The organism is Janthinobacterium sp. LS2A (genome assembly GCF_036543145.1).
Lineage (GTDB): Bacteria > Pseudomonadota > Gammaproteobacteria > Burkholderiales > Burkholderiaceae_D > Janthinobacterium > Janthinobacterium aestuarii.
This window is the reverse complement of record NZ_JAZHPB010000005.1, coordinates 393,124-415,208: the sequence shown is the minus strand read 5'-3', so window position 1 is coordinate 415,208 and position 22,085 is coordinate 393,124. Positions and strand designations below refer to the sequence as shown.

The window sequence follows — 22,085 nt, the reverse complement described above, 5'->3', positions numbered from 1 at the left end:
ATTGATAGTAAAACGTGCAGAAGGTCATGAAAATGACCTGATGCACTGCAACATATCGAGGATGGCCCGGCGCAATACCGGGTCCGCAGCGATGCCCTCGGCATCGAGACCCGACCCCAGCAGGGGCAAGCTGATGCAGGCGTCGTCGATCAGGCGCGCCGACATGGTGACTACCGTTTCGCGCAGGGCCGCCTGCGCATGCGTGGCGCGCGGCGAGGCGTTCAGCAGCACCAGCGGCTTGTCGATGAACGATTCATTTCCCACCATCCAGTCCAGCGCGTTTTTCATGGGGCCGCTCACGCCGTGCGCGTATTCGGGGCTGGCCAGCATCAGCACGTCGGCCGCCAGGATGGCGTCGCGCAGACCGGTCACGGCCGGCAGGCTGTCGGCATCGAGGTCGGGATTGAATAGCGGTAACTCACCGAGTCCCGAATAGATGCGGATGTCGAATGGCCGTGGCGCAAGCCCGGCGATGGCGCGCAGCAGGGCGGTGTTCAGCGAGGCGGCGCGCAGGCTGCCGGCGATGGCGAGAATGGTAATGGGCGTGTGCATCCCGCCTGTATAGCCCATCCTGTGCTCAAGCGCAAGGCGAGCAGGATGGCGCTATCGATGTTGCAACAGCCGGTGAGCGACTGGGTACTGCGTCACTCTTAACGGCTCAGGCCGCTCATCCAGCTTGGCTGCGGGTTGGCACGGGCCAGTTCGCGCATGCGGTATTCCAGGTCGTAACGATCCGTCGATTCGGCCAGGTAGGCTTCTTCGTAAGCGCGTTCGCGGCGGTCGCTGCTTTGGTTCAGCCAGGCGCCAACACGTTTGGCGGCGTGGACCAGGGTAGCGACGATATTGCTGTTTTGCGTGGTGTGGTAAGTAAATGCGGTAGACATGGCAGACTCCTTATGTGGCGTGCCGCGTTGTGCTGCACTGCAATATAAGTATAGCGATTCCAAGTTATAAGGCTACTTTTGATTTCAAATGTCGGCTATTCATTTTTAGAATAACAGGCGGGAAAGCTGCGCAATACGGGGCTTTAAGGCATAATGCGGGCGCAGTATCGTAGTTTTACTACAAGACTGTTTTCTCCTGAATGTTGTTTTCTGACGCGGCCCGCAGGCGTGCCGCGCCTACAAGACATCATTTTGGCGAGAAACGGTCGGCCGTGCGCCTGCCGCGCGCAAGCAGCGCCATGCCTGCCCCTGTTTTGCTGATGGCAGTCATGGCCCACGCTGATATCTGCGTGGCGCTTGCGCGTCCTGGTGCTGCCCGGGTGGAAACGCTTCCATGCCAGGCAAGATCAACTTGGAATTGAAAAATGGAGAAGGTATGGAATACGTAAAGCAAGGCCAGGGCGTACCGTCCGCACAGGCCGGCACGCAAAACAATACAGGCGCCCTGATCATTGTCACGGTGCTGTTTTTCATGTGGGGACTGCTGACATCGCTCAATGATGTGCTGATTCCCCATCTGCGCTCGATCTACACCCTGACGTATGTGCAGGCGATGCTGGTGCAGTTCTGCTTCTTTGGCGCCTACGCCATCGTTTCGCTGCCCGCCGGCATGCTGATCAAGAAGATCGGCTACCAGCGCGGCGTCGTCGCCGGCCTGCTGATCGCGGCCGCCGGCTGCGCCATGTTCTACCCGGCGTCGACCGGCAGCTATGCGCTGTTCCTGTTGTCCTTCTTCATCCTGGCGGCCGGCATCACCGTGCTGCAGGTGGCGGCCAACCCGTACGTGACGGAACTGGGCGACCCGCAGACGGCATCGAGCCGTTTGACCCTGACGCAAGCGTTCAACGCGCTGGGCACCACGGTGGCGCCTGCGCTGGGCGGCATGCTGATCTTGTCGGGCACCGTGCTGACGGTGCAGCAGTTCGACCTGCTGCCGGCGGCCGAGCAGCTGGCTTACCGCGCCAAGGAAGCGGCCTCCGTGCAAGGCCCGTACCTGGTGCTGGCCGCTACCCTGGTGATCCTGGCCGTGCTGTTCGCGCTGGCAAAATTGCCGAAGATTTCGCATGCCGACGATGCGGCCGCCCTGGCGCACGATGGCCACAAGGTCTCGATCTGGTCGCACCGCCACCTGGTGCTGGGCGCGCTGGCCATCTTCCTGTACGTGGGCGGTGAAGTCAGTATCGGCAGCTTCCTGATCAACTTCCTGGGCGAGAGCCATATCGCTGGCCTCAGCCACGCCGATGCCGCCTATTTCGTCAGCTATTACTGGGGTGGCGCCATGCTGGGCCGCTTCGTCGGCTTTGCTGTGATGCGCTATGTCAGCCCGGGCAAGACCCTGGCCTTCAACGCCGCCGTCGTCATCGCGCTGATCCTCGTTGCCGTGTTCTCCAGCGGTCACACAGCCATGTGGGCCTTGATCGCCGTCGGCCTGTTCAACTCCATCATGTTCCCGACCATCTTCAGCATGGCCTTGAACAAGCTGGGTGCGCAAACGGGACAAGGTTCGGGCATCCTCTGCATGGCTATCGTCGGCGGCGCCATCGTGCCGTTCATCCAGGGCTTCCTGGCCGACCACATCAACCTGCAACTGTCCTTCCTCGTGCCGGCCGTGTGCTACACCTTCATTCTGTACTTCGGCTGGAAGTACGCCAGCATGTACAACGACAGCGCCAAGTAAGCAAGGTGGCGTGATCAAGCAAAAGGGTGGCCTCGGCCACCCTTTTTTACGTCAGTGCGCGAACTGCGTGCCCAGCACGTCCTGGCATACCTCGAGCCAGGCGCGCGCCGCGTGCGACAGATAGCGCCCGCTCCAGATATGCGCCACCTGCCACGCCACCTCCGGCTCGACGATGCGCACGGCCTCCAGCGGTTCGCCAGCCAGGCGGTGGATGAACGGCTCGGGCAGCAGGGCCACGCCCAGGCCTGCCGAGGCCATCGCCACCAGCCAGTCCCATTGCCCGCTCTGGGCCGCGATCATTGGCGCAAAGCCCGCTTGCGCGAAATGCTGGCGCAGGCTGCGCGTGAGGGCGAAATCATCCTTTAACAGCACCAGCGGCAAGTCGGCCAGCGCCTTGAAGGGCAGGGTCGTGCGGTTTTTCTGGAACGTGCCCGGCTCGGCCAGGGCCCAGATCGGATAGTTGGCCACTTCCACGGCCACGAGATCGAGTTCCGGGTCGGCCGGCAGCACCGTCATGCCGATTTCCAGTTCGCCGGCCGCCACCTGGCGCTCGATCTGCTGGCCCGTGTCTTCCTGCAGCGTCAGGCTGATGTGCGGGTGGCGCGCGCGGAAGGCTTTTAACACAGGTGTGAACAGCACATTGATCATGGGCGGGATGCCGACCGTCAGGCTGCCGCGCTGCAAGGCCTGAGTGTCGCGCACTTCCAGGGTCAGCTGGCGCATGTTCGCCAGCATTTCCTGGCCGTGCTGGTAGACGATGCGGCCCGTGTCCGTCAGGGTCAGCTTGCGCCCGTCGCGCACCAGCAGCTGGGCGCCCACCTCGTCTTCCAGCTGGCGCACCATCTTGCTGATGGTGGACTGGGTCAGGTGCAGCGATTCGGCCGCCTGCGTAAAGCTCGACAGGCGCACGGTTTCGACGAAATAGCGCAGGGAACGGATATCCACGAGGGTGATCGGCGTTGGCAAGGCATGAAAATATCGACTGGATGTGGCGAAATTAATTCATGCCATGCATGTGACCGCGATTTTATACTGATTCCACTTATGGGGCTGGTGTATGACAGCCATCCAGTTTGAGAATATGAAGAAGATCAGGAGCATCAGATGTACGAGGACCGTATCCGCCACCCAGGCTTGCTCGGCAAAATCATGAGCGCCGATGAGGCAGCCAAATTGTTCCACAACGGCATGCGTGTCGGCATGAGCGGTTTTACCCGTGCCGGCGACGCCAAGGCTCTGCCGCGCGCACTGGCCGAACGCGCCCTGCAAGATCCATTAAGCCTGACCCTGATCACGGGCGCTTCGCTGGGCAATGGCAGCGACGGCTTGATGGCCGAGGCGGGCGTGCTGGCGCGCCGCATGCCGTTCCAGGTCGACCCGGTCTTGCGTGGCAAGATCAACAACGGCGAAGTCATGTTCATCGACCAGCATCTGTCGGAAACGGCCGAGCAGCTGCGTTCGGGCAACCTGGCAGCCGTCGATATCGCCGTCATCGAAGCGACAGCCATCACGGCGGCCGGCGCCATCATCCCAACCATGTCGGTGGGCAACTCCGCCGCCTTTGCCCAGCAGGCCACGCAGGTGATCATCGAGATCAACCTGTCCACGCCGCTGGCGCTGGAAGGCTTGCACGACATCTATATACCGCACACCTTGCCGGGCCGCGAGCCGATTCCCCTCACGCGCGTGGACCAGCGCCTGGGCAGCACGGCCATCGCCATCGACCCGGCCCGCATTGCCGCCATCGTCATCACGGACAGCCCCGACAGCCCGTCGAACGCCTTGCCGCCCGATGCGGAAACGCAGGCGATCGCCGGCAATGTGATTGCCTTCCTGCAAGGCGAAGTGGCGGCCGGGCGCATGGGGCCGGAATTGCTGCCGCTGCAGGCGGGCATCGGCACCATCGCCAACGCCGTGCTGCATGGCCTGATCGGATCGCCTTTCCGCAACATGACGATGTATTCGGAAGTGCTGCAGGACAGCGCCATTGAGCTGCTCGATTCGGGCCAGCTGGCGTTTGCCTCGGCCTCGTCGATTACCCTGTCTGCCGCCGTGCATCAAAAGCTGATGGACAATATCGACCATTACCGCTCGAAGATCGTGCTGCGCCCGCAAGAGATCAGCAACCATCCCGAGATCGTGCGCCGCCTGGGCATCATCGCGCTGAACACGGCGCTCGAGTTCGATATCTACGGCAACGTCAATTCCACGCACGTATGCGGCACGCACATGATGAACGGCATCGGCGGCTCGGGCGACTTCGCGCGCAACGGGCAAGTGTCGATGTTCGTGTCGAAATCGGCGGCCAAGGGCGGACGCATTTCCAGCGTCGTGCCGATGGTCTCGCATGTGGACCATACGGAGCATGACGTCGACGTGCTGGTGACGGAGTGGGGTTTTGCGGACTTGCGCGGCCTGGCGCCGCGTGAAAGGGCGCCGTTGATCATCGAGCGCTGCACACATCCCGATTACCGCGCGCAGCTGCGTGCCTATTATGACGCGGCATGCCAGCGCGGCGGCCACACGCCACACATCCTGCAAGAGGCCCTGGCCTGGCATGTGCGCTACCAGGAAACGCAGAGCATGCTGGCAGCGCAGTAAATCCTCGTCAGCGCAAAGACAGGGCAGGGCGGTGCGGCACCGCGCTGCCTTTTTACTTTCCTCAGTACATATGCAGCGCCTTGGCGCCCAAGCCCAGCAGGGCAAACGTGGTGGTGGCCTGTATGCCCATGAACCACAGGAAGTGGGTGTGCATGTGCTTGCGGATGTCGCCCAGTTCCGTGCGCAGGGCGTGGCAGTCGCCGCGCAAGTCGCCGCGAAATTGCGTCAGGTCGGCACGCAGCAGCTGTGATTCGTTGTGCAATTCCGTGCGTACCTTATCGAGGCCTTCGCCAAGACGCTGTTCCAGGGTCGTGAACCATAGCCGGTCATGTTCCCTGTCCGTTTCCAGTTTTGTCAGGCGCCCTTCCATGCGTACAGCATTGTTCGCGCTTTGCTGTTTGTCAAGCCGGTCCGTGGAATAGGCTTCGTTCATCTCGCACTCCTTCGCGCAAGCCGCGCTGCATCGGCGCAGGCGGCTTCACTCCACTGTCCGCCTTTTCCGTCCGCCTGGTTTGCGCTGGATCAAACGTCAGGAAGGCGGTGCAAAGCGCAGGCGTATGCCTGTCGTGACGACGGCGAGCAAGTCGTCGATATGCGCGTTCATTTCCGGGTGCGGCGTCCATGGGTCGCCCGCATCCATGACGATGCGCAGCGACACGAGGCCGTGCAGCGATTGCCAGAAGATTTGCGTCATCGTGTGCAGTGCCGGCTCGTCCTGGCGTACCTGGCCCGTTTGCGCCAGCTCGCCGAACAGGTGCAGCGCGTAGGCATACGGGTCTTGCTCGATATTGCCGTGTTCGACGTCGACGGCGTCGACTTCCGCGTGCGGGCGCAGCTCCATGAAGATCAGCGAATACTCGTCGGGATGCTGGAAGCCGTATTCGATGTAGGCGCGGCCGACCAGGCTGACGCGTTCCCATGGGTCAGTGCTGGTGTCGCAGGCCGTGCGCATGGCGCGCACCAGTTCCAGCAAGTCCTTGTCCATGGCCTGGGCGATCAGGGTGGCCTTGTCGCGGAACAGGGCGTACACGACGGTGGTGGAAAAGCCGGCCGCTTCGGCCACCTTGCGGATGGAGACGGCGCGCGCGCCGCCCTTCTTGATGAGGTCTTTGACGACGTCGATGATGTGCTCGCGCCGCGCCTGCGCCTCGCGTAATTTTCTTTCCTGAATATTGGTCAGCTTCTTGTCCACGACTCTTTCCTGGCGACTCTATGAAAGCAGGAATTATAGGGGGACGAGGGGCCGCCAATGTTTCCGGCATTGTTACAATTCAGTTTTTTGTCCGGTAGATGCGACAGCGGACCGTTTTTTCGCGCTTTTGCCCGGCGCTTTTCCAACGATGCCCCGGAATGGTGCATAAATCTCCGGGCCAGGCTTTGCGAACGGGGCCAAAGGGCGGAAAATAGCAGGATAGCTTACACTGCGTTTTTTAGCGCAACGGCGCTAGCCCACGAGGCAACGCCGGAACACTTACATTCGGACGGGATCATTACATGACCATTAAAATCAGCCAGAACTTCGACTCGGGCGCCATCGACGTGGTGAGCGCCACCAGCGCCGGCGCCATCGACCTGAACTTGCGCAAGGATAGCCACGCCGACATCCATCAGTGGTTCCACTTCCGCCTGCAGGGCGCGCGCGGCCAGGCATGCACGATGCGCTTCCTGAACGCGGGCCAGGCCACCTATCCGGCCGGCTATGAAGACTACCAGGCCGTGGCCAGCTACGACAGCGAAAACTGGTTCCGCGTGCCGACCACGTTCGACGGCCAGGTCATGACGATCTCGCACACGCCTGAACTCGACAGCGTGTACTACGCCTACTTCGAACCGTACTCATGGGAACGCCATTTGCGCCTGCTGGGCGAAGTGGCCGAGCATCCGCTGGCGCGCGTGTCCGACCTGGGCAGCACGGTCGATGGCCGCGACATGAACATGGTCACCATCGGCAATCCGCAGGCGGAAAAGAAGATATGGGTCATCGCGCGCCAGCATCCTGGCGAATCGATGGCCGAATGGTTCGTCGAAGGCTTGATCGACTCGCTGCTCGACGACGCCAACCCGATCGCGCGCAAACTGCTGCAGCGCGCCGTGTTCCACATCGTGCCGAACATGAACCCGGACGGCTCCATCCGCGGCAACCTGCGCACGAATGCGGCCGGTGCCAACCTGAACCGCGAATGGATGACGCCTTCGCTGGAATCGAGCCCGGAAGTGCTGTGCGTGAAAAACAAGATCCACGAAACGGGCGTCGACATGTTCTTCGACATCCACGGCGATGAAGCGCTGCCGTACAACTTTGTGGCCGGCAATGAAATGCTGGAAAACTTCACGCCCGTCCAGGCGGCGCACCAGAAGGCCTTCATCGAGCGCTACAAGCAGGCCAGCCCCGACTTCCAGGACAAGTTCGGCTATGCGGCCAGCAAGTACAAGTCCGACATGCTGACCCTGGCGTCGAAATACATCGGCCATCACTTCGGCTGCCTGGCGCTGACCCTGGAAATGCCGTTCAAGGAAAACGCCGACTTGCCGGATCCAAGCGTGGGCTGGAACGGCGCGCGCAGCGCGGCACTGGGCGCGGCCATGCTGCAGCCTATCCTGCTGTCGCTCGATTGAACGGCGTTGATCATGGGCGTCGAGATCGAGCGTAAATTCCTGCTGGCCGGCGATGCCTGGCGCGGCCTGGGCCAGCCGGTGCTGCTGCGCCAGGGCTATCTGTCGTCCGCGCGCGAGCGCGTGGTGCGCGTGCGCATCGAGGGCGAACAGGCGATGCTGACCATCAAGGGCGCCAACGTGGGCGCCACGCGCGGCGAGTGGGAGTATCCGATTCCGCTGGCCGACGCCGTCGAACTGCTCGACGGCCTGTGCGAACAGCCGCTGATCGAAAAGGTTCGCCACCGCATCGAACACGCGGGCATGGTATGGGAAGTCGACGAGTTCCTCGGCGCCAATGCGGGCCTGCTGGTGGCCGAGATCGAGCTGGCATCGGAAGACCAGCCCTTCGACAAGCCGGAATGGATCGGCGCGGAAGTGTCGGGCGACGCGCGCTATTACAACGCGAATTTGATCCGCCATCCGTTTTCGCAGTGGTGATGGTGTTGTAAATGACGTTGCAATGAAAAAGGCGGAACCGAGGTTCCGCCTTTTTTATGCGCCAACGCTGTTGTCGGATTACGCCGTGCCGGCTAATCCGACCTACGGCCCATACCGGCAGCGTAGGTCGGATTAGCGCGCAGCGCGTAATCCGACAAGCCTGTATTAATGGAAGTGTTCCGTACCTTGCGGCGTATCTTCCGGCATCTCCGCATGCGCCAGCTCGCCGACAGGGTCGGCAAACAGGGGCGCGCCGCAATCGTCGCAGTATTCACCGACAAAACGTTCCGCGTGGCGCTTGATCTGCGTCACGCCGGCGGCGTTCAGGTGCTCGATGATTTCATCGACCGGTGTCTTTTGCTTGTCCAGCGCGGCGATGCCGACCTGGATCAGGCCTTCGATCGGCGTGCCATCCTCGTCTTCCTGGCCGTACAAAGGCCAGACGATGCCGTAGATGACGTCCGGCGCCTGGCGCAGGGTGAAGGCGATGCGGTACTCGTCCACCTGGCCGTCGGCCGCTTCCTCGCCGAAGCCGGCGATGACGGCGCGCAGTTCCGACGGCTCGATGGCCAAGGTATGCGTCAGGTAGTGCACGGCGGCGCGCACGGAGACGGGACGTATCAGCTTGTCCGCTTCGCGGCAGGCCACGTAATACGCCTCCGGCAGCAGCAATTCCAGGCCGCAGCCGGGCAGCAGGCGGGCGAATGTCGGCGTCGCCTGCGTGCGCCATTGCTCCAGGGCGGCGCTGCGTTCGGCGATGAAGTCGAGCTGGCTCGAAGGCGTCTGCCAGCGGAACAGCGGCGCGCCGGCAGGGGCCACCACGGCCACCAGCAGGTAGCGCGTGTCGGCCAGGAAGGGCGCCGTTTCCGCTTCTTTGCCCGAGGGCTTGACGGCCGTGCCTTTCAGGGCGGCCAGGGCCAGCTTTTGCGTCTTGGCATAGGTTTCGACATGGCTGCGCGGCAACTGGTCGATCGAGTACAGCGTTGGCGCCATGGCCATCTTGGTGCCGTCGGCCAGCAGGTGGGCGGCGAAATGCGCCGACAGCACACCGTGCGCGTCGCCGGCCATGGGGCCGGAAGCGATGGAAAAGCGCGTCCACGCGAGGATGGGCACGGCGACGAGCAGGGCGTCGTAGCGTACGTCTTCATGCGTGACGACGGCCGATTCGCTGACGGCTTCAACGCAGTCCATCAGCACGTCATAGGCGTTCAAGTCATCCTTGAACAGGCTGCCCAGGGTGTTGTCGATGGTGTCCTGGTGGCCGGTTTTGAGTAATTTCTGGAGCTGCGTATCCAGGCTGTGTTCCCAGGACCGCTCTTCGAGACGGCTGGCTGCCTGTACGATCGCCTGGGCAAAGGTGACCAGGCGCTGGCTGTCGGCAGTCAGTTTATGGGATGAATCTTTGGAAGGACGACGCATAGCGGGATAAGAGTCTCGGAAAGTGAAAAAAATGGATCAGTCAAACAATGATAAACCCTTATAACCGTATTGTAGAGGATTCAGCCGCACGCAATACGTAAGCTGTCCTTAGATCATGCCAATAGTCGAAATTTCAAGTCGGAACGGGATGCAGGGACGAAAAAAAGCGCCGGTCGAAACCGGCGCTTTGATCTTGCATCACAGCTGGGGTGATTACTCGGCCAGCAGTTGACGCAGCACGAATGGCAGGATACCGCCATGCTTGTAGTAATCGACTTCGATCGGCGTATCGATGCGCAGCAGGACTTTGACTTCCTGGCTGGAGCCGTCGGCGCGGTGGATCACCAGGGTAGCCAGTTGCTGTGGCTTGATTTCGCCTTCGAGGCCTTTCAGGTCGAAGGTTTCCATGCCGGTGATGCCCAGGGTTTGCACGCTGTCGTCGCCGATGAATTGCAGCGGCAGCACGCCCATGCCCACCAGGTTCGAGCGGTGGATACGCTCGAACGAACGGGTGATCACGGCTTTCACGCCCAGCAGTTGCGTACCTTTGGCTGCCCAGTCGCGCGACGAGCCCGTACCATACTCTTCGCCGCCGAAGACCATGGTTGGCGTGCCTTCAGCAACATATTTCATTGCTGCGTCGTAGATCGACATTTCTTCGCCGGAAGGCTGGTGGATCGTGATGCCGCCTTCGACCGCCGAACCGTCCGCCTTGGCAGGGATCATGCGGTTTTTGATACGCACGTTGGCGAACGTGCCGCGCATCATGATTTCATGGTTGCCGCGACGCGAGCCGTAGGAGTTGAAGTCCGCTTTCAGGACGCCGTTTTCCTTCAGCCATTTGCCTGCAGGACCGTTTTCCTGGATCGAGCCGGCTGGCGAGATGTGGTCGGTGGTGATGGAATCGCCGAACACGCCCAGTGCGCGCGCGCCTTCGATGCCGGTGGCCACGGCCGCTGGCGTCATCGAGAAGTTGTCGAAGAACGGAGGTTCCGCGATGTAGGTCGATTTCGGCCAGTTGTAGACTTGACCGGACACGGTCGTGACTTTTTCCCACAGCTTGCCTGGCGCGCCCTTGACGTCCGCGTAGTTGTCCTTGAACACCTTGGCGTTCATGGCGAACTTCATCATGGCCGAGACTTCAGCCGAGGTCGGCCAGATGTCGCCCAGGTAGATATCCTTGCCGCCCTTGCCTTTGCCGACAGGTTCCGTCATCAGGTCGCGCGTCATGTTGCCGGCGATGGCGTAAGCGACGACCAGCGGTGGCGAAGCGAGGAAGTTCGAGCGGATGTTCGGATGAATACGCGCTTCGAAGTTGCGGTTGCCCGACAGCACGGCCGACGCGACGATGTCGTGCGTGGCAATGGCTGCGTTCAGCTCAGGCGTCAGGTCGCCCGCGTTGCCGATACAGGTGGTGCAGCCGTAGGCGGTGACGCCGAAGCCCAGTTTTTCCAGGTATGGCAGCAGGCCGGCAGCGGTCAGGTACTCGGTCACGACGCGCGAGCCAGGGGCCAGCGAGGTCTTGATGTGCGGAGCGACTTTCAGGCCGGCTTCCACGGCTTTCTTGGCCAGCAGGCCGGCAGCCAGCATCACGCTCGGGTTCGAGGTGTTGGTGCACGAGGTGATCGCGGCGATCAGCACGTCGCCGTTCGACACTTTCACGCCGTTCGTCGTTTCGTACACGGCAGCCAGGTCGGCCGGATTCTTGTTGAAGCCGTTTTCCGTGGTTGGCTTGGCGAACAGCTCGGCGAAGTTGGCCTTGACGTTGCCGATTTCGATACGGTCTTGCGGGCGTTTCGGGCCGGCCAGCGACGGAGCGACCGATGCCAGGTCCAGTTCCACCACGCGGGTGTAGTCGATGTCGCCGGCTTTTGGCACACCGAACAGGTTTTGCGCCTTGAAGTAGCCTTCGAACGCGGCGATTTCAGCCTTGCTGCGGCCGGTGCCCTTGAAGTAATCGATGGTGGCTTCATCGACCGGGAAGAAGCCCATGGTCGCGCCGTATTCCGGTGCCATGTTGGCGATCGTCGCGCGGTCCGTCAGGGTCAGCGATTCGGTACCTTCGCCGAAGAATTCGACGAACTTGCCGACGACTTTCTCTTTGCGCAGCAGTTCGGTGATGGTCAGTACCAGGTCGGTGGCGGTGCAGCCTTCGCGCAGCGCGCCCGACAGGTTCACGCCGATGACGTCAGGCGTCAGGAAGTAGACCGGTTGGCCCAGCATGCCGGCTTCCGCCTCGATGCCGCCCACGCCCCAGCCGACCACGCCGATGCCGTTGATCATGGTGGTGTGCGAGTCGGTGCCGACCAGGGTGTCAGGGTAGTACACGTCGCCGGCTTTCTTGCCTGCGTGGTGCACGCCGCGTGCCAGGTATTCCAGGTTGACCTGGTGGACGATGCCGAAGCCTGGTGGCACGACGCCGAAGGTGTCGAATGCCTGCATGCCCCATTTCATGAACTGGTAACGCTCGTTGTTACGCGAGAATTCCAGTTTCATGTTCAGGTCCAGCGCTTTCTTTTCGCGGTAGTGATCGATGGTCACCGAGTGGTCGACCACCAGGTCGACCGGTACCAGCGGTTCGATCTTCTTGGCGTTGATGCCCATCTTGGCGGCCACGTTGCGCATCGCTGCCAGGTCGGCCAGCAGCGGTACGCCGGTGAAGTCTTGCAGCACGACGCGCGCCACTACGAACGGGATCTCGTCGGTGCGCTCGGCGGTCGGGCCCCAGCTCGCCAATTGCTTGACGTGTTCTTCGGTGACTTTTTTGCCGTCGCAGTTGCGCAATACCGATTCGAGCACGATACGAATCGACACTGGCAGGCGGGAGACATTGATGCCCAGGCTTTTTTCCAGCGCAGGCAGGGAGTACAGCTTGCCCTTCTTGCTATCCGAAATATTAAAGTCCTTGAGCGTGTTCAGAGTGTTGCGGGACATGACCTCTCCTTGTTGGGTATCGTCTATTTATTGATTATTCAAATTACAAAACATGACTGAGCCCCCGAAGAGGCCCTTGCTACGCACATCAGCCGCCGGTGGCTGGCAAGACGCCCAGCGATGGCGCGGCTTCCACCACTGCCGTCGGCTTGGCTTGCTCCGCATCCTTGCATTCATTGGCCAGCTGGCGGCCCTGCTTGGAATCGAGCAGCATGCCTTTGGCCGGGATGCCGATCCACACGAGGCCGTACAGACGGTTCTCGAAGCGGTTCGCGCCGGTGGTGGTGCCAACGCGGCTCAGGCGGTGCAGGCGCTTCTTCCAGCGCAGGGCGATGTGTTTGTCGTCAGTAGCATTGGTGTAAATGGTAATTTTGTTACCAAGTTCGCAATTGAAATCGGTGGAAGCCGAGCCAGCGGTGTCCGGTTCGTCGGATTCTTCCTTGTCGGCGACCGACATGGCGAGTGGATGGGCTTCCTTGGCGGCTGCCTTGGCCTTGGTGGTCTTGGCCTTTGGCTTGGCCTTGACAGCCTTGACGGCCTTGGGATTTGCCTCTGCCGTGGCGGCGAAGCTGGCTGGCGCCAGCGTGAGTGTCATGGCGCCCAGCGCGACGCTGCAGGCAATTGCTAATTTGGAGAGGGACATCGTGTAATTCCTGTCAGTTTTCAGTGGTGCTGGAAGAGGGGGTGTTGAGTAATGCGGCGGCCGCCTCGGGCAGGCCGAGGCCTGCCAGTTTGGCGCGTTGCAAAACGGTCCAATAATATCGGTAGCTGGCGCGGTCGTGCAAGCGGCCATTTTGTGCAATCGGTCCCCAGTTGGCGCGCAGCGCCTCATTGAGGATGTTGCTCGCTTCGTTGACTTCGGACAGGCGCGGCGTAAAGGCCTTGATGATGGGCTTGATCTGGTCCGGATGGATGCTCCACATGCGCGTGTAGCCGAACTCGGCTGTCGCGCGCTGGGCGTCATTCGCCACCACGGCCGAATCGCGCACGTCCGTCGTCACGTTGTGCGACGCCACCTTGCCGTGCGCGTGGCAGGCGGCCGCCACTTCCAGCTTGGCGCGCACCACCAGCGGGTGCGTGAACTGGCCCGGCGTGCGCATGGCGGCGGCGGGAATGGCGCCGTAGTGGGCCGAAACGAAATCCATGATGCCGAAGGACAGGCATTCGACCTGGGGCAGGGCGGCGATCGCGTAGGCGTCGCGCAGCGCGCCATGCGTTTCGATCAGGATGTGCACGGGCAGGTTGTCGCGGCCGGCGCGGCGCGCGTGCAGGTTGATCAGGTCGATGGCCAGCATGGCATCCTGCACGCCGGCCACCTTGGGCACGGCGATATAGGCCAGGCGGGACGCGGCGCTGCAGATGATTTCCACGTCGCGCGCGAAAAACGGGCTGTCGACGTCGTGCACGCGCACGCCGATACGGTTGAACTGGTTTTCGCCGCTGGCCAGCAGGCCGGCGATCATCAGCGCGTGGGCTTCTTCGTTGCCGGCGCTGGCGCCGTCTTCGCAGTCGAACGTGATGTCGAACAGGGGGCCAAGCTCTTGTTGCAAAGCAATCGATTTACGCATCAGCTTTTCAGAGCCGGCGTAGTGGTCGCAAGCGGCGAGCAACAGCGGCTGGCGTTTGCCTTGGAATAAAACCTCGGAAGGGTGCATGCTTAAGGCATTTCTGCAGGTAAAGACTACTTGATAAAACAGCCGCGCCGCGACATGCGCGGGGCGGCCTTCTTTGGCGGGCGGCGCATTGCCGCGCCGCCAAAACTGGGCTTAGGCCAGCAGGTGTTTCACGCCTTCGCGCTCTTCGGTCAGTTCTTTCAGGGTCAGGTTGATGCGCTCTTGCGAGAATGCATCGATTTCCAGACCTTGAACGATGGTGTACTCACCGTTGTCGGTGGTGACCGGGAAGCCGAACACGGTGCCTTCAGGGATGCCATACGAGCCATCCGAAGGAACGCCCATGGTGGTCCACTTGCCGGCCGTGCCCAGCATCCAGTCATGGATGTGGTCGATGGCGGCGTTCGCTGCCGACGCTGCCGACGACAGGCCGCGCGCTTCGATGATGGCCGCGCCGCGCTTGCCGACGGTAGGCAGGAACACGTTGGCGTTCCATTCCTGGTCGTTGATCAGGTCTTTGACAGCCTTGCCGTTCACGGTGGCGAAGCGGTAGTCGGCGTACATCGTAGGCGAGTGGTTGCCCCAGACGGTCAGCTTCTCGATGTCTTTCACGGCGGTGCCGGTCTTGGCAGCGACTTGCGACAGCGCGCGGTTGTGGTCCAGGCGCAGCATGGCGGTGAAGTTTTTCGCTGGCAGCGATGGTGCCGATTTCATGGCGATGTAGGCGTTGGTGTTGGCAGGGTTGCCGACCACCAGCACTTTGACATTGCGCGAAGCGACGGCGTCGAGCGCCTTGCCTTGTACCGTGAAGATCTGGGCGTTCGCTTCCAGCAGGTCCTTGCGTTCCATGCCTGGGCCGCGTGGACGCGCGCCAACCAGTACGGCCACGTCGACATCCTTGAATGCGGTCAGCGGATCGGAGTGGGCGGTCATTTCCGTCAGCAGCGGGAAGGCGCAGTCGTCGATTTCCATCATCACGCCCTTGAGCGCCTTCTGGGCTTTTTCGTCCGGGATTTCAAGCAGTTGCAAGATGACAGGCTGGTCTTTGCCGAGCATGTCGCCATTGGCGATGCGGAACAACAGGGCGTAGCCGATCTGGCCGGCGGCGCCGGTCACTGCAACACGCATTGGGGTTTTAGCCATGATGAATCTCCAAAAATGGGAAAGAAAACGGGCTTGAAGCTGGGCTTACGCTTATCCGGAAAAACTGTAATGATACCAAAACCGGCCCGCGCCACCGAATTGCTGGTGTACGCTGCCGTCACGCTTGTGCTGCACGAGGCCAGAGTGGCTGGCCGACAACATAAAACGCTGGCTCACAAGTTTTATCGAGGGCAGTTTAGGCCTCTGATCCCTATCTGTCAATCATATCTTATGTCTTATATAAGACAGATAACTACGTCTGTTTTACTGGACGTGGGCAGTGATTTGTGTTGAAATGTCGGACTATGAATTCCGCCTCGTCCAATCTGACCAACAATGCCACTGCTGCAAGCGGGGCGGTCAGCCCGACCGCGGGCACCCCGGCCACGCCTGTCGCCACTGCGTCCAGCACCGCCGCCACCCCTGTCGCCAGCGTCAATGCCACTACCGCCGCCGTGTCCGCGCCTGCCGCGACCGCTTCTCCCACCTTCAGTCCCCTGTACCAGCAGATCAAGGCGCTCATCACGCAGAGCCTGCAATCGGGCGAATGGAAGCCGGGCGAGCTGATTCCCAGCGAAGTCGAACTGGCAGGCCGCTTCAAGGTCAGCCAGGGCACGGTGCGCAAGGCCATCGATGAACTGGCCGCCGAGAATCTCGTCATGCGCCGCCAGGGCAAGGGTACTTTCGTTTCCACCCACCATGAGGCGCGCGCGCATTTCCGCTTCCTGCGCCTGGTGCCGGACGAAGGCGTGCCGCATTATCCCGAAAGTAAGTTTATCGAAGTCAAGCGCGTGCGCGCGCCGGCCGACGTGGCGCGCCTGATGGACCTGAAGTCCGGCGACGCCGTCATCTTCATCAAGCGCGTGCAGTATTTCGACGGCGTGCCGACCATCGTCGAAGAGCTGTGGCTGCCCGGCCTGATCTTCAAGGGGCTCACGGCCGAGCGCCTGGTGGAATACAAGGGCCCCATGTACGGCCTGTTCGAAACGGAATTTGGCACGCGCATGATACGCGCGTCCGAACAGATCCGCGCCGTGTGTGCCGACGCGGGCGCCGCGCAATTGTTAAATATCGACCTCGGCACGCCCTTGCTCAGTTCCGAGCGCGTGTCGTTTACCTACGGCGACAAGCCGGTCGAACTGCGTCGGGGCTTGTACCTGACCAGTCGCCATCATTATCAGAATGAACTCAGCTGAAGCGGCGGGGCGCCTGCGGGCGTCCGAACAAGCAGCAAGGCTGAAGTGCATCGCTTGCAAGATGCCTGCCGCAAGGCGGGCAACGGAGACAACGGAAAGCGCAGCGACAGCATGGCCCGCCCCGGCGGGCCGTGTTTTGCCGGCGATTCTGTAATTAAATTACGTGAACTACGGAAAGTAGCGCGGTATTTTGTAGTAAAAAACCATTTTGGTTATATGTAACAATAGATATTGGTATGGGTTGCGAAAATCGGCGAAAATCGCGGCTTCAATATTTAGTTGAAATTCAAAGGGGAGGTTTTTGTTATGTCTGAAGCCGTAAGAGAAGTACCAAAAAAAGAACGGCCGCAATTCCGTAACATTCATGTTACCGAATTGTCGAACTACCGCATGGCTGTCGGCGCCATCGTCTCGATCCTGCATCGCATCAGCGGTTTCATCATTTTCGCCTTGCTGCCATGTATCCTGTACATGCTGGAACTGAGCCTGCGTTCCGAAATGTCCTACGCCTACTTCCAGGGCATCGCCTCGCACTGGTTCGTCAAGCTGATCACCCTGGGTCTGGTCTGGGCCTTCCTGCACCACTTCTGCGCCGGTATCCGTCACCTGTTCATGGATGTGCACGTTGCCATCGAAAAAGATTCGGCACGCAAGACCGCGTCGTCCGTGCTGGTCGTGAGCCTGGTGTTGACGGCCCTGGTCGCTTTGAAACTGTTTGGAGTATTTTAAACATGGCAGACAATAATATCGGACCGAAACGCCTCGTCGTCGGTGCCCATTACGGCTTGCGCGACTGGCTGGCGCAACGCGTTACCGCCATCGTCATGGTGGCCTATGTGGCCATCCTGCTTATTTCTTTCCTGACCGGTAGCAACTTCAGCTATGAAGGCTGGGCTGGTCTGTTCGCACAGCAGTGGTTTAAATTGTTCAGCCTGGTGACCTTCGTCGCCCTGTTCTACCACGCATGGGTCGGCGTACGCGACATCTGGATGGACTACGTGAAAAGCGCTGGCCTCCGTCTGACCCTGCAAATTGCCACCATGCTGTGGTTGATCGCTTGTGCCGGCTGGACGGTACAGATACTCTGGAGTGTGTAATCGTGGCAGCATATAAATCTGCAATCCCTACCCGCCGCTTTGATGCGGTTATCGTTGGCGCCGGCGGTTCCGGCATGCGCGCGTCGTTGCAGCTGGCTGAAGCCGGCCTGAACGTCGCAGTTCTGTCGAAAGTCTTCCCGACCCGCTCGCACACCGTTGCGGCGCAGGGCGGTATCGGCGCGTCGCTCGGCAACATGGCCGAAGACAACTGGTTCTGGCACATGTTCGACACCGTCAAGGGTGGCGACTATCTGGGCGACCAGGATGCCATCGAATTCATGTGCCGCGAAGCACCGAAGGTCGTGTACGAACTGGAACACTTCGGCATGCCATTCGACCGCAACCCTGACGGCACCATCTATCAGCGTCCATTCGGCGGCCACACGGCCCACTTCGGCGAAAAGCCGGTGCAGCGCGCTTGCGCGGCAGCCGACCGTACCGGTCACGCGCTGTTGCACACGCTGTACCAGCGCAACGTGCGTGCGCGTACGCACTTCTTCGTCGAATGGATGGCACTCGACCTGATCCGTGACGCCGAAGGCGACGTGATCGGTGTTGTCGCGCTGGAAATGGAAACCGGCGAATGTATGATCCTGGAAGCAAAAACGACGGTCATGGCAACGGGCGGCGCAGGCCGCATCTTCGCCGCGTCGACGAATGCGTTCATTAATACCGGCGACGGCATGGGCATGGCGGCACGCGCCGGCCTGCCGCTGCAGGACATGGAATTCTGGCAGTTCCACCCGACCGGCGTGGCCGGCGCGGGCGTATTGATCACCGAAGGCGTGCGCGGCGAAGGCGGCATCCTGATCAATAGCGAAGGCGAACGCTTCATGGAGCGCTATGCGCCGACCCTGAAGGATCTGGCGCCGCGCGACTTCGTCTCGCGTTCGATGGACCAGGAAATCAAGGAAGGCCGCGGCTGCGGTCCGAACAAGGACCACGTGATGCTGGACCTGCGCCATATCGGCGCCGACACCATCGCCAAGCGCCTGCCGTCGATCCTGGAAATCGGCCACAAGTTCGCCAACGTCGACGCGACCAAGGAACCGATTCCTGTCGTGCCGACGATTCACTACCAGATGGGCGGCATCCCGACGAACATCCACGGCCAGGTCGTCACCCCGACCGGTCCGGATAATTCGGCCAAGGTTGTCAACGGCCTGTACGCGATCGGCGAATGCGCCTGCGTGTCTGTGCACGGCGCCAACCGCCTGGGCACGAACTCGCTGCTCGACCTCGTGGTCTTCGGCCGCGCGGCCGGCAACCACATCGTCAACAGCGGCCTGAAAGCCAAGGAAAACAAGCCTTTGCCAGCCGATGCAGCCGAATTTGCCATGGGCCGCCTGGCGCGCCTGGAAAACTCGACCGGCACGGAAACCGTGCAGGGCGTGGCGAACGACATCCGCGCAACGATGCAGAAGTACTGCGGCGTGTTCCGTACCGACGAGATGCTGAACAAGGGCGTCGAAGAAATCATGAAGCTCGACGAGCGCCGCAAGCACGTCTCCTTCAAGGATAAATCGATGGTCTTCAACACGGCCCGCGTGGAAGCGCTGGAGCTGGACAACCTGATCGAAACGGCGAAAGCGACCATCGTTTCGGCGGCAGCGCGCAAGGAATCGCGCGGCGCCCACGCCCAGGACGACCATCCGCAACGTGACGACGACAACTGGATGAAGCACACTCTGTGGTATTCGGAAGGCAACCGACTGGAATACAAGCCAGTCGTGACCAAGCCGCTGACGGTTGATACCTTCAAACCGAAACCACGTACTTTCTAAGGCTATACCATGGCACGCACTCTTAAATTCAAAATCTACCGCTACGATCCTGACCAGGATGCCAAGCCGTACATGCAAGACCTGACGGTCGAACTGAAAGACACCGACAAGATGCTGCTCGACGCACTGCAGCGCATCAAGGCGGACGTCGATGACTCGCTGGCCCTGCGCCGCTCGTGCCGCGAAGGCGTGTGCGGTTCGGACGCGATGAACATCAACGGCAAGAACGGCCTGGCATGCACGACCAACCTGAACGAACTGTCGGAGCCTATCGTACTGCGTCCGTTGCCAGGTTTGCCGGTCATCCGCGACCTGATCGTCGACATGACGCAATTTTTCAAGCAGTACGATTCGATCAAGCCTTTCCTGATCAACGATTCGATCCCGCCTGAAAAAGAACGCCTGCAATCGCCGGAACAGCGCGAAGAACTCGATGGCCTGTACGAGTGCATCCTGTGCGCATGCTGCTCCACGTCGTGCCCGTCGTTCTGGTGGAATCCGGATAAATTCGTCGGCCCGGCCGGCCTGCTGCAAGCCTACCGCTTCATCGCCGATTCGCGCGACGAAGCCACTGGCGCGCGTCTGGACAACCTGGAAGACCCGTACCGCCTGTTCCGCTGCCATTCGATCATGAACTGTGTCGACGTCTGCCCGAAAGGGTTGAACCCGAACAAGGCGATCGGCAAGATCAAGGAATTGATGGTCCGCCGCGCGATCTGATCCCCCTGATCGCATCCGCCGGGCACCGTTTGCGGGAAGAGGGTATCCTCTCTTGCCTGCAGGCGGCGCCTGCAAAGCAGCACCGTGCCGCAAGGCACACGTAAAGTGGTAAACCAAATGACAGAATCAATTTTGTCCTCGCATCAGGCCGACCCGGCCAACCGCGCCCGCCTGCGCTGGCGTTCACGCCGTGGCCTGCTGGAAAACGATATTATCCTGACCCGTTTTCTCGATGCGTATGAAACCGAATTGACCGATGAAGAAGTTGACGCGCTGACGCGTTTGCTGGATTTATCGGACAATGCGTTAATGGATCTGGTACTGGCCCGTAAAGAGCCGGAAGGCGAAGTCGATCTGCCGCATGTGCGCGCACTGCTGCAACGACTGCGCATTGCCTAGACGCCTGGGCGATATATTGCAAACGGTGCGAGTGGCGCGCTGTAGCACTGCCGAATTGCGGTGCGAATTGCAGCCAGAATTTTTGATTTTAATTTCGACTCACTCCCGAGAAGGAAGAGCCCATGAATATCTCTGACACAAAAGCTACCCTGTCGTTCTCCGATGGCAGCCCATCGCTTGAATTTCCAATCTACAAAGGCACGGTTGGCCCGGACGTCATCGACATCCGCAAACTGTACGCCGGTAGCGGCAAGTTCACCTACGACCCAGGCTTTATGTCGACGGCCGCCTGTAACTCGTCGATCACCTACATCGACGGCGACAAGGGCGAGCTGCTGTACCGTGGTTACCCGATCGAACAGTTGGCCGTCAACGCCGACTTCATGGAATCGTGCTACCTGCTGCTGAACGGCGAACTGCCGAACGCGGCGCAGAAAGCCAAGTTCGTCGACACCGTCACCAAGCACACGATGGTGCACGAACAGATGCAATTCTTCTTCCGTGGCTTCCGCCGCGACGCGCATCCGATGTCGGTCCTCGTGGGCACCGTCGGCGCGCTGGCATCGTTCTACCATGACTCGCTGGACATCAACGACCCGCGTCACCGCGAAGTGTCGGCCATCCGCCTGATCGCCAAGATGCCAACCCTGGTCGCCATGACCTACAAGTACTCGGTCGGCCAGCCGTTCGTGTACCCACGCAACGATCTGTCGTACAGCGCCAACTTCATGCACATGATGTTCGCCAACCCGTGCGAAGAGTACAAGGTCAACGACGTGCTGGTGCGCGCCCTGGACCGCATCCTGATCCTGCACGCGGACCACGAGCAAAACGCATCGACATCGACCGTCCGTCTGGCCGGTTCGTCGGGCGCCAACCCGTTCGCCTGTATCGCTGCCGGTATCGCCTGCCTGTGGGGCCCTGCCCACGGCGGCGCCAACGAAGCGGCACTGAACATGCTGAAAGAAATCGGCACCGTCGAGAACATCCCTGCCTTCATCGCGCAAGTCAAGGACAAGAACTCCGGCGTCAAGCTGATGGGCTTTGGCCACCGCGTGTACAAGAACTTCGATCCACGCGCCAAGCTGATGCGTGAAACGTGCTACGAAGTGCTGCAAGAACTGGGTCTGCAAGACGACCCGCTGTTCAAGCTGGCGATGGAACTGGAAAAGATTGCACTGAACGACGAATACTTCGTTTCGCGCAAACTGTACCCGAACGTCGACTTCTACTCGGGTATCGTGCAATCGGCGCTGGGCATCCCTGTGTCGCTGTTCACCGGTATCTTCGCTATGGCCCGTACGATCGGCTGGATCGCCCAGTGGAACGAAATGATCGCCGACCCAGAGCAAAAAATCGGCCGTCCGCGCCAGCTGTTCGTCGGTTCGACCACGCGTGAAGTACTGCCACTGGACAAGCGTTAATCCAGAGCGGTATCTAGCGAACAAAAAAACGGGCTTCGGC

The 22,085-nt window shown here is 60.9% G+C and carries 21 protein-coding genes; 11 read left to right on the top strand and 10 right to left on the bottom strand.

Features of this window, described 5'->3' with window-relative positions; genetic code table 11:
• Nucleotides 1-24: 24 nt before the first annotated feature.
• The gene (locus tag V3C40_RS17275) at nucleotides 25-552 is read right to left on the bottom strand and encodes an NADPH-dependent FMN reductase (protein WP_331778064.1); all 528 of its coding nucleotides are present in this window, start codon (nucleotides 550-552) and stop codon (nucleotides 25-27) included.
• A 98-nt stretch (nucleotides 553-650) separates the two neighbouring features.
• Nucleotides 651-884: a DUF3563 family protein gene (locus tag V3C40_RS17270; RefSeq protein ID WP_080698581.1), complete on the bottom strand. Its 234-nt coding sequence runs from the start codon at nucleotides 882-884 to the stop codon at nucleotides 651-653.
• Between the two features lie 436 nt (nucleotides 885-1,320).
• Here V3C40_RS17270 and fucP point away from each other — a divergent pair, with 436 nt between their 5' ends.
• The gene (fucP, locus tag V3C40_RS17265; RefSeq protein ID WP_034752146.1) at nucleotides 1,321-2,622 is read left to right on the top strand and encodes an L-fucose:H+ symporter permease; all 1,302 of its coding nucleotides are present in this window, start codon (nucleotides 1,321-1,323) and stop codon (nucleotides 2,620-2,622) included.
• Between the two features lie 51 nt (nucleotides 2,623-2,673).
• Here the strand turns inward: fucP and V3C40_RS17260 are convergent, their stop codons facing one another.
• Nucleotides 2,674-3,567 carry a LysR substrate-binding domain-containing protein gene (locus V3C40_RS17260; protein WP_331778063.1) on the bottom strand — a complete coding sequence of 298 codons (894 nt, stop codon included), beginning with the start codon at nucleotides 3,565-3,567 and terminating at the stop codon, nucleotides 2,674-2,676.
• Nucleotides 3,568-3,726: 159 nt separating this feature from the next.
• On the opposite strand from V3C40_RS17260, the gene V3C40_RS17255 reads away from it, so the two are divergent.
• Nucleotides 3,727-5,223, top strand: coding sequence for a succinate CoA transferase (locus V3C40_RS17255; protein WP_331778062.1), 1,497 nt, complete (start codon nucleotides 3,727-3,729; stop codon nucleotides 5,221-5,223).
• Nucleotides 5,224-5,284: 61 nt separating this feature from the next.
• Here V3C40_RS17255 and V3C40_RS17250 read toward each other — a convergent pair whose 3' ends face one another.
• Nucleotides 5,285-5,656, bottom strand: coding sequence for a hypothetical protein (locus V3C40_RS17250; RefSeq protein WP_331778061.1), 372 nt, complete (start codon nucleotides 5,654-5,656; stop codon nucleotides 5,285-5,287).
• Between the two features lie 96 nt (nucleotides 5,657-5,752).
• Nucleotides 5,753-6,415, bottom strand: a complete 663-nt coding sequence (locus V3C40_RS17245; protein WP_331778060.1) for a TetR/AcrR family transcriptional regulator — start codon at nucleotides 6,413-6,415, stop codon at nucleotides 5,753-5,755.
• Between the two features lie 302 nt (nucleotides 6,416-6,717).
• Between V3C40_RS17245 and V3C40_RS17240 the strand changes: the two genes are divergently transcribed.
• Nucleotides 6,718-7,839: a M14 family metallopeptidase gene (locus V3C40_RS17240; protein WP_219327459.1), complete on the top strand. Its 1,122-nt coding sequence runs from the start codon at nucleotides 6,718-6,720 to the stop codon at nucleotides 7,837-7,839.
• Nucleotides 7,840-7,851: 12 nt separating this feature from the next.
• Complete coding sequence (locus V3C40_RS17235; RefSeq protein WP_219327458.1) at nucleotides 7,852-8,316, top strand: CYTH domain-containing protein; 465 nt, start codon at nucleotides 7,852-7,854, stop codon at nucleotides 8,314-8,316.
• Nucleotides 8,317-8,481: 165 nt separating this feature from the next.
• Here V3C40_RS17235 and V3C40_RS17230 read toward each other — a convergent pair whose 3' ends face one another.
• From V3C40_RS17230 to V3C40_RS17210, 5 genes are all read right to left on the bottom strand, one after another.
• On the bottom strand, nucleotides 8,482-9,735 hold the full coding sequence (locus V3C40_RS17230) for a DUF2863 family protein (RefSeq protein ID WP_072452577.1): 1,254 nt from the start codon (nucleotides 9,733-9,735) through the stop codon (nucleotides 8,482-8,484).
• Nucleotides 9,736-9,948: 213 nt separating this feature from the next.
• Nucleotides 9,949-12,669 (bottom strand): aconitate hydratase AcnA, encoded by a 2,721-nt coding sequence (gene acnA / locus V3C40_RS17225; protein ID WP_331778059.1) that lies wholly within the window; start codon nucleotides 12,667-12,669, stop codon nucleotides 9,949-9,951.
• A gap of 88 nt (nucleotides 12,670-12,757) precedes the next feature.
• Entirely contained in the window at nucleotides 12,758-13,312 is a 555-nt protein-coding gene (locus V3C40_RS17220) for a hypothetical protein (RefSeq protein ID WP_331778058.1), read from the bottom strand.
• Nucleotides 13,313-13,325: 13 nt separating this feature from the next.
• Nucleotides 13,326-14,324, bottom strand: coding sequence for an HpcH/HpaI aldolase/citrate lyase family protein (locus V3C40_RS17215; protein ID WP_034752086.1), 999 nt, complete (start codon nucleotides 14,322-14,324; stop codon nucleotides 13,326-13,328).
• Between the two features lie 111 nt (nucleotides 14,325-14,435).
• Nucleotides 14,436-15,425, bottom strand: a complete 990-nt coding sequence (locus V3C40_RS17210; protein ID WP_034752084.1) for a malate dehydrogenase — start codon at nucleotides 15,423-15,425, stop codon at nucleotides 14,436-14,438.
• A 305-nt stretch (nucleotides 15,426-15,730) separates the two neighbouring features.
• On the opposite strand from V3C40_RS17210, the gene V3C40_RS17205 reads away from it, so the two are divergent.
• From V3C40_RS17205 to gltA, 7 genes are all read left to right on the top strand, one after another.
• Nucleotides 15,731-16,621 carry a GntR family transcriptional regulator gene (locus V3C40_RS17205; protein WP_331778057.1) on the top strand — a complete coding sequence of 297 codons (891 nt, stop codon included), beginning with the start codon at nucleotides 15,731-15,733 and terminating at the stop codon, nucleotides 16,619-16,621.
• Nucleotides 16,622-16,927: 306 nt separating this feature from the next.
• Complete coding sequence (sdhC, locus tag V3C40_RS17200) at nucleotides 16,928-17,350, top strand: succinate dehydrogenase, cytochrome b556 subunit (RefSeq protein WP_034752080.1); 423 nt, start codon at nucleotides 16,928-16,930, stop codon at nucleotides 17,348-17,350.
• 2 nt (nucleotides 17,351-17,352) lie between these two features.
• Nucleotides 17,353-17,718 carry a succinate dehydrogenase, hydrophobic membrane anchor protein gene (gene sdhD, locus V3C40_RS17195; RefSeq protein WP_034752078.1) on the top strand — a complete coding sequence of 122 codons (366 nt, stop codon included), beginning with the start codon at nucleotides 17,353-17,355 and terminating at the stop codon, nucleotides 17,716-17,718.
• Nucleotides 17,719-17,720: 2 nt separating this feature from the next.
• The gene (sdhA, locus tag V3C40_RS17190; protein WP_035820761.1) at nucleotides 17,721-19,502 is read left to right on the top strand and encodes a succinate dehydrogenase flavoprotein subunit; all 1,782 of its coding nucleotides are present in this window, start codon (nucleotides 17,721-17,723) and stop codon (nucleotides 19,500-19,502) included.
• Nucleotides 19,503-19,511: 9 nt separating this feature from the next.
• Nucleotides 19,512-20,222 (top strand): succinate dehydrogenase iron-sulfur subunit, encoded by a 711-nt coding sequence (locus V3C40_RS17185; protein WP_034752075.1) that lies wholly within the window; start codon nucleotides 19,512-19,514, stop codon nucleotides 20,220-20,222.
• 117 nt (nucleotides 20,223-20,339) lie between these two features.
• Nucleotides 20,340-20,621, top strand: coding sequence for an FAD assembly factor SdhE (locus V3C40_RS17180; protein WP_034752073.1), 282 nt, complete (start codon nucleotides 20,340-20,342; stop codon nucleotides 20,619-20,621).
• 122 nt (nucleotides 20,622-20,743) lie between these two features.
• Nucleotides 20,744-22,045 (top strand): citrate synthase, encoded by a 1,302-nt coding sequence (gltA, locus tag V3C40_RS17175; RefSeq protein WP_034752071.1) that lies wholly within the window; start codon nucleotides 20,744-20,746, stop codon nucleotides 22,043-22,045.
• The last annotated feature ends 40 nt before the right edge of the window (nucleotides 22,046-22,085 follow it).

What these genes read in the sequence shown, in the direction of transcription:
- V3C40_RS17255 (WP_331778062.1), top strand. Translation starts at nt 3,727, where the DNA reads ATGTACGAGGACCGTATCCGCCACCCAGGCTTGCTCGGCAAAATCATG.
- sdhD (WP_034752078.1), top strand. Translation starts at nt 17,353, where the DNA reads ATGGCAGACAATAATATCGGACCGAAACGCCTCGTCGTCGGTGCCCAT.
- V3C40_RS17220 (WP_331778058.1), bottom strand. Translation starts at nt 13,312, where the DNA reads ATGTCCCTCTCCAAATTAGCAATTGCCTGCAGCGTCGCGCTGGGCGCC.
- V3C40_RS17235 (WP_219327458.1), top strand. Translation starts at nt 7,852, where the DNA reads ATGGGCGTCGAGATCGAGCGTAAATTCCTGCTGGCCGGCGATGCCTGG.
- V3C40_RS17205 (WP_331778057.1), top strand. Translation starts at nt 15,731, where the DNA reads ATGAATTCCGCCTCGTCCAATCTGACCAACAATGCCACTGCTGCAAGC.
- V3C40_RS17215 (WP_034752086.1), bottom strand. Translation starts at nt 14,324, where the DNA reads ATGCACCCTTCCGAGGTTTTATTCCAAGGCAAACGCCAGCCGCTGTTG.
- V3C40_RS17270 (WP_080698581.1), bottom strand. Translation starts at nt 884, where the DNA reads ATGTCTACCGCATTTACTTACCACACCACGCAAAACAGCAATATCGTC.
- sdhC (WP_034752080.1), top strand. Translation starts at nt 16,928, where the DNA reads ATGTCTGAAGCCGTAAGAGAAGTACCAAAAAAAGAACGGCCGCAATTC.
- V3C40_RS17275 (WP_331778064.1), bottom strand. Translation starts at nt 552, where the DNA reads ATGCACACGCCCATTACCATTCTCGCCATCGCCGGCAGCCTGCGCGCC.
- V3C40_RS17230 (WP_072452577.1), bottom strand. Translation starts at nt 9,735, where the DNA reads ATGCGTCGTCCTTCCAAAGATTCATCCCATAAACTGACTGCCGACAGC.
- V3C40_RS17180 (WP_034752073.1), top strand. Translation starts at nt 20,340, where the DNA reads ATGACAGAATCAATTTTGTCCTCGCATCAGGCCGACCCGGCCAACCGC.
- acnA (WP_331778059.1), bottom strand. Translation starts at nt 12,669, where the DNA reads ATGTCCCGCAACACTCTGAACACGCTCAAGGACTTTAATATTTCGGAT.
- V3C40_RS17240 (WP_219327459.1), top strand. Translation starts at nt 6,718, where the DNA reads ATGACCATTAAAATCAGCCAGAACTTCGACTCGGGCGCCATCGACGTG.
- V3C40_RS17250 (WP_331778061.1), bottom strand. Translation starts at nt 5,656, where the DNA reads ATGAACGAAGCCTATTCCACGGACCGGCTTGACAAACAGCAAAGCGCG.
- gltA (WP_034752071.1), top strand. Translation starts at nt 20,744, where the DNA reads ATGAATATCTCTGACACAAAAGCTACCCTGTCGTTCTCCGATGGCAGC.
- fucP (WP_034752146.1), top strand. Translation starts at nt 1,321, where the DNA reads ATGGAATACGTAAAGCAAGGCCAGGGCGTACCGTCCGCACAGGCCGGC.
- V3C40_RS17185 (WP_034752075.1), top strand. Translation starts at nt 19,512, where the DNA reads ATGGCACGCACTCTTAAATTCAAAATCTACCGCTACGATCCTGACCAG.
- V3C40_RS17210 (WP_034752084.1), bottom strand. Translation starts at nt 15,425, where the DNA reads ATGGCTAAAACCCCAATGCGTGTTGCAGTGACCGGCGCCGCCGGCCAG.